7 protein-coding genes are annotated in these 8,433 nt (G+C 71.8%); 5 read left to right on the forward strand and 2 right to left on the reverse strand.

The window, feature by feature from the left end; genetic code table 11:
* Nucleotides 1-898 (forward strand): pyridoxal-phosphate dependent enzyme (locus E7Z54_RS05315; RefSeq protein ID WP_136431969.1); only part of this gene is annotated, 898 nt, incomplete at its 5' end.
* Between the two features lie 136 nt (nucleotides 899-1,034).
* Nucleotides 1,035-1,460, forward strand: a complete 426-nt coding sequence (locus E7Z54_RS05320) for a DUF3151 domain-containing protein (RefSeq protein WP_136431970.1) — start codon at nucleotides 1,035-1,037, stop codon at nucleotides 1,458-1,460.
* A gap of 9 nt (nucleotides 1,461-1,469) precedes the next feature.
* Here the strand turns inward: E7Z54_RS05320 and E7Z54_RS05325 are convergent, their stop codons facing one another.
* Nucleotides 1,470-3,539: a putative bifunctional diguanylate cyclase/phosphodiesterase gene (locus E7Z54_RS05325; RefSeq protein ID WP_168798174.1), complete on the reverse strand. Its 2,070-nt coding sequence runs from the start codon at nucleotides 3,537-3,539 to the stop codon at nucleotides 1,470-1,472.
* 279 nt (nucleotides 3,540-3,818) lie between these two features.
* Here E7Z54_RS05325 and lysS point away from each other — a divergent pair, with 279 nt between their 5' ends.
* The gene (gene lysS, locus E7Z54_RS05330) at nucleotides 3,819-5,270 is read left to right on the forward strand and encodes a lysine--tRNA ligase (RefSeq protein ID WP_206056024.1); all 1,452 of its coding nucleotides are present in this window, start codon (nucleotides 3,819-3,821) and stop codon (nucleotides 5,268-5,270) included.
* Here the strand turns inward: lysS and E7Z54_RS05335 are convergent.
* Nucleotides 5,254-6,201 (reverse strand): diacylglycerol/lipid kinase family protein, encoded by a 948-nt coding sequence (locus E7Z54_RS05335; protein WP_136431972.1) that lies wholly within the window; start codon nucleotides 6,199-6,201, stop codon nucleotides 5,254-5,256. The genes lysS and E7Z54_RS05335 overlap by 17 nt on opposite strands.
* A 23-nt stretch (nucleotides 6,202-6,224) precedes the next feature.
* On the opposite strand from E7Z54_RS05335, the gene E7Z54_RS05340 reads away from it, so the two are divergent.
* Both E7Z54_RS05340 and E7Z54_RS05345 read left to right on the forward strand, forming a co-directional pair.
* On the forward strand, nucleotides 6,225-7,664 hold the full coding sequence (locus E7Z54_RS05340) for a carboxyl transferase domain-containing protein (protein ID WP_136431973.1): 1,440 nt from the start codon (nucleotides 6,225-6,227) through the stop codon (nucleotides 7,662-7,664).
* A gap of 58 nt (nucleotides 7,665-7,722) precedes the next feature.
* The coding region (locus tag E7Z54_RS05345; RefSeq protein WP_136431974.1) for an SDR family oxidoreductase at nucleotides 7,723-8,433 on the forward strand (711 nt) is incomplete at its 3' end.

Here is an 8,433-nt window from a genome sequence, read left to right on the forward strand (position 1 = left end):
CGAGGGGTACGACGACGCGGCCGTCGCGGCGCTCGACTTCGCCGCGGCGTCGGGTGCGACGGTGATCCCCGCCTTCGACCATCCCGGGATCGTGGCCGGCCAGGGCACGGTCGCGGCCGAGATCCTCCGACAGGCGGGCAGCCTGGGCTGGCGCCCCGACGCGCTCGTGCTGCCCGTCGGAGGGGCCGGGCTCCTCGCTGGCTGCCTCAGCGTGCTGGGCGAGCGGGCGCCGGGCATCAAGGTGGTCGCCGCGGAGCCGTCGGGTGCGGCGTCGCTGGCCGCTGCGATCGAGGTGGGCGGTCCGGTCGACCTCGGCACGATCGACCAGTTCGTCGACGGCGCTGCCGTGAAGCGGGTCGGTGACCTGACCTACGCTGTGGTCGACGCCGCGCGCCTGAGGGTCGATCTGTCGACCGTGGCGGTGCCCGAGGGCCTGATCTGCGTCGAGATGCTCGACCTCTACCAGGTGGACGGGATCATCGCGGAGCCCGCGGGAGCGCTCGCCCCGGCGGCATTGCGGCTGGGCGGCCTCGGGCTGGAGCAGGGAAGCCGCGTCGTCGTGGTGGTCTCGGGTGGCAACAACGACGTCTCCCGCTATGCCGACATCGTCGAGCGCGCGCTCGTGCACGAGGGCCTGAAGCACTACTTCCTCGTGGAGTTCCCGCAGGAGCCGGGAGCCCTGCGGCGGTTCCTCGACGAGGTGCTCGGCCCTGACGACGACATCACCCTCTTCGAGTACACCAAGCGCAACAACCGCGAGACCGGCCCGGCCCTGGTGGGCATCGAGATGCAGCACCGTGACGACCTCGAGGGCCTGCTCGCACGGATGGCGGCCTCGAAGCTGCGGGTGGAGCGGGTGTCGCCTGACAGCCCGCTCTTCGGGTTCGTCGTCGACTGACCGCGAAGAGCGAGGGACGAGCGGGTTCGCGGGTCGGTCGACCATGGGGGCTGTCGACTGACCGCGAAGAGCGAGGGACGAGCGGGTTCGTGGGTCGGTCGACCATGGAACCTGGCGGGGTGACCACAATGGGGGCATGAGCCTGACTCCTGGCGCCGACCTGATGGCCGGCCCCCCTCCGACACACCTGCCCGCCGATCCCGCCGCGGAGCTGCTCGCCTCCGGCGAGGCGCCCAGTGCCGTCGTACGACGTCTGCCGGCGTCGCCCCTGGCGTGGGCGACGTTCGCGGAGCAGGCCCGCGACGAGAGTGCGGACGACGTCACCGTCTACGCCTACGCCCGGGTCGGCTACCACCGCTCGCTGGACCTGCTCCGGCGCAACGGGTGGAAGGGCCACGGCCCGGTGCCGTGGGAGCACGAGCCCAACCGCGGCTTCCTCCGCTGCCTGGCGCTGCTGGCGGTGGCGGCGCGGGCGATCGGCGAGGTCGAGGAGTGGGAGCGCTGCGCGGCGTTCCTGCGGGACTCGAGCCCGGCTGCGGCTGCCGAGCTTCTCGGCGAGTAGGCGCTGGGGTCAGCTGCTCAGGGTGCGAGCGGCCTGAGCGGCCTCCAGCACGGGCATGCCGGGGCTGTACAGGAACCCCTGCGCCTCGTCGCAGCCCCGAGTGATGAGGTACTGCTGCTGCACCTCGGTCTCGACCCCCTCGGCGAGGACCTTCATCCCGAGTGCGTGCGCCATCACGATGATCGCGTCCACGATCGCCGCGTCGTCGTCGGCGTTGGTGATCTCGGAGACGAACGAGCGGTCGATCTTGATCTTGTCCACGGGGAACTTCGCGAGGTAGGCGAGGCTGGAGTAGCCGCAGCCGAAGTCGTCGACGGCGACCTGCACGCCGAGCTCCCTGAGCGAGGTCAGGAGGTCGATCGTGTCGCTGTGGTCGTCGATCAGGATGCCCTCGGTGATCTCGAGCTCCAGCTGCCACGGCTCGATGCCGGAGTCCTCCAGCGCGCTGGTCACCTGGGCGAGCCACTCCTTGCCTCGCAGCTGGCGGGGCGAGACGTTGACCGCCAGCCGCAGCTTGCGGCCCAGGTCCTCCTGGAGCACGGCCAGGTCGGCGCATGCTCTGCGGAGGACCCACTCGCCGAGCTGGAGGATCATGCCCCCGTCCTCGGCGACGGGGATGAAGCGGTCCGGGGCGACCGAGCCCAGCTCGGGGCTCCACCAGCGTGCCAGTGCCTCGAAGCCCTCGACCGTCCCCTTCGCCAGGTCGAACTGCGGCTGGTAGACGACCGACAGCTCCCCCTGGCCCAGCGCCTGGCGCAGGGCGCCTGACAGCGCCAGCTTGTCCTGGGCGTCCTCGATGAACGTGTTGTCGAACCAGCGCACGCCGTCACGGCCGGTGGCCTTGGCGCGGTACATGGCCATGTCGGCGTGGCGGAGCAGGGTGGTCGGGTTGTCGCCGTCGCGGGGGTAGACGGCGCCGCCCGCACTCGCGGTCACCGCCAGGTCGTACCCCTGCACCTCCACAGGCGCGAGCATCTGGGAGAGGAGCCCTTCGATCCGTGGCGTCAGGTCGACCGATGGCGGGAGGTCGTTGAACACCACCACGAACTCGTCGCCGCCCAGGCGCGCGACCATGTCGTCCCACCGGACCCAGCTCCGCAGCCGCTCGCCGACGTGGACCAGCAGTTCGTCGCCGATCGGGTGCCCCAGGGAGTCGTTGATGCGCTTGAAGTGGTCGAGATCGAGCAGGACCAGGGCGACCTCGGTGCCGTCGCGGTCCGCCTGCTCGAGGATGCCGACGAGGTCCTCCATCAGCGCCGCCCGGTTCGGCAGGTCCGTCAGCGCATCGTGGGTGTGCATGTGCTCGACACGGTCCCGCGCCTCGACGCGCTTGGCGATGTCGTAGGCCGCGACGAGGAAGCCGGTGACCTCGCCTGCGCCGTCCTGCAGGGCGACGACCTGCTCGCTGACGTCGACCCGGCTCCCGTCCTTGCGGCGGTAGGCCAACTCGACCTCCTGGGGCACCTGGCTCAGGGCGGGCGACCCGTCGGTGGGTGCATCGCGGGGCTGGCCGTGGATCTCGCTCAGGGGCACGCCGATGAGGTCCTGCTGACACCAGCCGAGCAGCTCCTCGGCTGCCGGGTTGGCCGTCACGATCTGGCCCTCCCGGTCGGTTGCGATGATGGCGATCGGGATGGTGTCCAGGATCGACCGGCGCAGCGCGTCGTGGTGCGCCACGTCGGTCGCCGCCCGGCCCGCGACCCGCTTGGTGATGTCGATGATCGAGGCCAGCACGAACTGCTCGTCGCTGATGACGATCAGCTTGAGCGCGATCTCGATGGGCAGCTCGGTGCCGTCCTTGCGGACGCCGATCAGCGCGCGATCGCTCTCCATGCCGAGCCGCTCCGCATGCTGCAGGTAGGTCTCGTGGAGTCCGTGGTCCGGACTCGCGCCCGCAGGCACCAGGTCCTCGATCCTCATCCGGAGGAGCTCGTCGCGCGTGTAGCCGAACGACCGCTCCGCCTCGGAGTTCACCAGGACGATCCGTCCGCGGTCGTTGGCCATGATCATGGCGTTGGGCGCGGCCTCGATGACCACCCGCAGGCGGTCCTCGTGCTCGTGCGACTGCGCCTTGTGCACGCCCGCGACTCCCCCGATCCACCGGCTGCCCGATGCAGCCGTCCCCCGATGGTAGGAGTGGGCGCAGCCGAGCGTGAACAACTTGGGCCCTGGACGGGACCTAGGTCCCGGTTGTCTAGGCCTAAGTCTCGGATCCGGGTGTCGATCACCCGCGTGGCGCGGGCCGGCCGCCACTCTCCGCCCGCCCAGCCGATGCGTGCAGACCGCTCCGCCTCGCCTAGCCTTGGCCGCGTGAACGACACTCCCGCCGCGATGCCCGAGCCGGACCTGAACGAGCAGATGAAGGTCCGCCGCTCGAAGCGCGAGCAGCTCCTGGCGCAGGGCTTGCAGCCCTACCCGGTCACCGTCGCGCGGACCCACACCCTCGCCGACGTGCGCGAGCAGTGGGGTCACCTCGAGACGGGTGAGGAGACCCAGGACGTCGTCGGCGTCGCGGGGCGCGTCATCTTCGTCCGCAACACCGGCAAGCTCTGCTTCGCAACCCTCCAGGAGGGCGCCGGCGTCCGGCTCCAGGTGATGCTCAGCCTCGCCGAGGTCGGCGAGGAGGAGCTCGCCAGGTGGAAGCACCTCGTGGACCTGGGGGACCACGTGTTCGTCGAGGGCCGGGTGATCTCCTCGCGACGGGGCGAGCTCTCGGTGATGGCCACGCGGTGGGAGATGGCGTCCAAGGCGCTGCGGCCGATGCCGGTGCTGCACAAGGACCTGTCGGAGGAGGTCCGGGTTCGGCAGCGGTACGCCGACCTGATCGTGCGCCAGGAGGCACGCGACATGGTGCGCACCCGTGCGGGCATCGTCCGCGCTGTACGAGGCGTGCTCGAGGACCAGGGCTACCTCGAGATCGAGACCCCGGTGCTGCAGCTGATCCACGGCGGGGCGAAGGCGAGGCCCTTCCGTACCCACATCAACGCGTTCGACCAGGAGATGACGCTCAGGATCGCGCTCGAGCTCAACCTGAAGAAGGCCGTCGTCGGCGGCGTGGACCAGGTGTTCGAGATCGGCCGGATCTTCCGCAACGAGGGGGTGGACTCGACCCACAGCCCCGAGTTCACCATGCTCGAGGCCTACCAGGCGTACGGGGACCAGTTCACGATGGCCGACCTGACCAAGCAGATCTTCCTGGCCGCGGCCGATGTCGCGGGCAGCCGCCAGGTCGAGACGCCGGCTGGCGTGATCGACCTCGACGGTGAGTGGCGCTGGCTGCCGGTCCACACGGGGGTCAGCGAGGCCGTGGGAGAGGAGGTCACCCCGGACACCGACGTCGACACGCTCCGCAAGATCGCGGCCCGTCACGACATCGAGGTCGAGAAGGACTGGGACGCCGACCACATCGTGATGGAGCTGCTCGGCGAGCTGGTCGAGCCGACCCTGCTCCAGCCGACCTTCCTGTGCGACTACCCGCCGTCCGCGCAGCCGCTCGCGCGTCGGCATCGTGAGGACCCCCGCCTGATCGAGGCCTGGGACCTGATCATCGGAGGGATCGAGCGGGGCACGGCCTTCAGCGAGCTGATCGACCCTGTCGTGCAGCGTGAGGTGCTCCTCGCCCAGTCTCTCCTCGCTGCCGGAGGCGACCCCGAGGCGATGCAGCTGGACGAGGACTTCCTTCGCGCCCTGGAGTACGGCGCTCCGCCGATGGGCGGCCTGGGCATCGGGATCGACCGGCTGATCATGCTCTTCACCGGCGTCGGGATCCGCGAGACCATCCTCTTCCCGCACCTCAAGCCGGAGAGCTGACCTCCGCGCCGGCCGGCACCACCATCGTGTAGGCGCCGGGGACCACCCGCCACGAGCGGCGGCCCACGGGCCCGTCGATCTCGCCGTCGCTGTTGCAGAGGAACGGGGTGCCGCTCACCTCGACCGAGTGGCCTTGGAGAACCTGCACGGTGCGGTGGTCCTCGTGGCGACCGAACGGTAGGCGTAGGGCGACGGCGAGCCGGTCGCGCGTCCGAGCCGGCCTGGCGACGAGGACGTCGATCAGCCCGTCATGGGGGTCTGCGTCGGGCATCAGCTCGGTGCCTCCGCCCACGGAGGCGCCGTTGCCGACGGCGACCATCAGCACCCGCCGGTCGGTGTCGACCACGAGCTCTCCGTCCACCTCGACCCGGACGCGGAGCACTGGCGGGTCGAAAGCCGTCTCCAGGGCGCCGATGGGGTAGCCGAGCTTGCCGAGGTTGAGCCTGCCCACGCCGATCGAGCCCAGCCGTTCCTTCCAGCGCGCGCCGCGCTCGCCCGCCTCGGCGCCGGCGCCGACGTGCACGCCGTTGACCGTGATGTTTTCGTCGTCGTCGACGATCAGGTCCACCGGGCGCGGCCGACCGTGGACGATCACCTCGGCGGCCGCCTGCGGGTCCAGCGGGATGCCCAGGGCCCGGGCGAAGTCGTTGCCGGTCCCCAGCGGGATGAGTCCGAGCGTGCGCCCTTCGAGCAGGCCGGCGCGGTAGAGGGCGCCCACCACGGCGTGGACGCTGCCGTCGCCGCCTGCGACGACGATGCGCTGCTCGCCGACGTCGGCGAGCCGTCCGTCCAGCTCGTCGACGCTGGCGGTGGCGCACACCTCCACCTCGGCATGCTCCCGCAGCACGGCGAGCGCGGTGTCGACCTCCTCCTCGTCGGCCGTTCCGGCATCGGCATTGGTGATGACGAGGAGCGGCTCGGGGCGGGTCATGACGCCAGCCTAGAGTTCGGCGCATGGGGACGAGCCGCCGTTGGACCGCGCGTGAGCTGATCGACCTAGTTCTCGACGAAGGCTCCTACGACTCGTGGGACTCGCCGGTGGACATCTCGCTGCACTCCGAGCCCTACCGGTCCGAGCTCCGTGCCGCGGCCGAGCAGGCGGGGACCGACGAGTCGGTGCTGACCGGACGGGGGACCGTGCGGGGGCGGCCGGTCGCCTTCGTCGTGAACGAGTTCCGGTTCCTGGCCGGCTCGATCGGCATCGCCGCTGCCGACCGGATCGCCGGCGCCGTCCGACGGGCGACGGCTGAGGGGCTCCCGGTGCTGGCGAGCACGGCGTCCGGCGGGACCCGCATGCAGGAGGGCACCCGCGCGTTCGTGCAGATGGTGGAGATCTCCCGGGCGCTCATGGAGCACCGGGCGGCGGGTCTGCCCTACCTGGTGCACCTGCGCCACCCGACCACCGGAGGCGTCTACGCCTCATGGGGGTCGCTGGGCCACGTCACCGTCGCCGAGCCCGGAGCGCTGGTCGGGTTCCTGGGGCCGAAGGTCTATGAGGCTCTCAACGGCGAGCCGTTCCCTGAGGGAGTGCAGCTCGCCGAGAACCTCGCCGCCAAGGGGGTGATCGACGCGGTCGTGCCCGCCGAGGAGCTGCCTGCGCTGGTCGACCACGCGCTCGGCGTGCTCGTCGACCCGCCTTCGGCTCGCACGCTCGAGCGGCGCGAGCCCGTGCCCGCCGGCACGGCGGCCGACCATCCGGTGTGGGAGGACATCGAGCTCACCAGGGCGGAGGGGCGCCCCGGCGTACGCGACCTGCTGCGGTACGGCGCCGCCGGCACCCTGCGCCTGCGTGGAACCGACGAGGGCGAGCGTGACGACTCGGTGTTGATCGCCCTCACCCGCCTCGACGGCCAGCCCTGCGTCCTCGTCGGACAGGACCGCTCGCGACAGACGCCCGCGACTCCCATGGGTCCCGGCGCGCTCCGCGAGGCTCGTCGCGGGATGAACCTCGCCGAGGAGCTCGGCCTGCCGCTCGTGACCGTCATCGACACTCCTGGTGCCGAGCTCTCGAAGGCCGCGGAGGAGGGGGCGATCGCGGGGGAGATCGCCCGCTGCATCGCGACCCTCGTGACGATGACGGTGCCGACGGTGTCGGTGATCCTGGGCCAGGGCTGCGGGGGCGGCGCACTCGCGTTGCTGCCGGCGCGCACGGTGCTGGCGAGCGGGCGCGGCTGGCTCGCCCCGCTGCCGCCCGAGGGGGCCAGCGTGATCGTGCACGGGGACACCACGCATGCGGCCGAGATGGCCGCCCTTCAGCGGGTCGGCGCGCTCGACCTGCTCGCCGGCGGGGACGTCCACGTCGTGGTGCCCGAGCTGCCCGAGGACGACGCCGAGTCGCTCGCGAAGGCGGTCGCGGCCGAGATCGCCGTACAGCTGGGGCAGCAGCGCGCCTGACGGCGCGCTGTCACATTCCGGGACGCTGCCTCGACCCCAGGGCATGGAGAATTTCGAGATGAAGAGAGTCGCGGTCGTCGGCGGCACCGGTGTGGTCGGCCGCCATGTCGTGGACGCGCTGCGCGGCCAGGGGCACGAGGCCGTGGTGGTGGCCCGCTCGACCGGGGTGGACGTGACGACGGGCGCCGGGCTGGTCGAGGCGCTCGCCGGCTGCGCCGCCGTGGTCGACGCCGCCAACGTGACCACCATGGGCAGACGGACGTCGGTCGCATTCTTCGAAGCGGCCACCCGCAACCTCGTCGAGGCCGGGCGGCAGGCCGGCGTCGCCCACCTCGTCGCGCTGTCGATCGTCGGCTGCGACCGCGTCGACCTGGGCTACTACGCCGGCAAGCGCCGGCAGGAGGAGCTGGTGCTCGCCGCCGGCGTACCGGGCACGGTGCTGCGCGCGACCCAGTTCCACGAGTTCGCCGGGCAGTTGCTCGACCGGACGAAGGGGCCGCTGGTCGTCGTGCCCGACATGCTCAACCAGCCGATCGCGGCCCGCGAGGTCGGAGCGGCGCTCGCCGAGCTCGCCCTCGGCGAGCCCGCCGGCCGGGTGCCCGACCTGGCCGGGCCCGAGCAGCTGCGGATGCCCGACATGGTCAGGCGGCTGCTCGGCTCCCGGGGTGTCGAGAAGAGGGTGTGGACGCTCCGCATCCCGTTCGGCGCCGGCAGGGTCGCGGCGTCCGGCGGCCTGGTGCCGGACGGTCCGGGGCCCCGCGGCGTCCAG

Origin of the sequence: Nocardioides sp. (genome assembly GCF_004803405.1) — a bacterium.
Lineage (GTDB): Bacteria > Actinomycetota > Actinomycetes > Propionibacteriales > Nocardioidaceae > Nocardioides > Nocardioides vastitatis.

Bases quoted from the DNA above. Each gene is read 5' to 3' on its own strand.
- E7Z54_RS05320 (WP_136431970.1), top strand. From the start codon at position 1,035: ATGAGCCTGACTCCTGGCGCCGACCTGATGGCCGGCCCCCCTCCGACA.
- lysS (WP_206056024.1), top strand. From the start codon at position 3,819: ATGAAGGTCCGCCGCTCGAAGCGCGAGCAGCTCCTGGCGCAGGGCTTG.
- E7Z54_RS05335 (WP_136431972.1), bottom strand. From the start codon at position 6,201: ATGACCCGCCCCGAGCCGCTCCTCGTCATCACCAATGCCGATGCCGGA.
- E7Z54_RS05340 (WP_136431973.1), top strand. From the start codon at position 6,225: ATGGGGACGAGCCGCCGTTGGACCGCGCGTGAGCTGATCGACCTAGTT.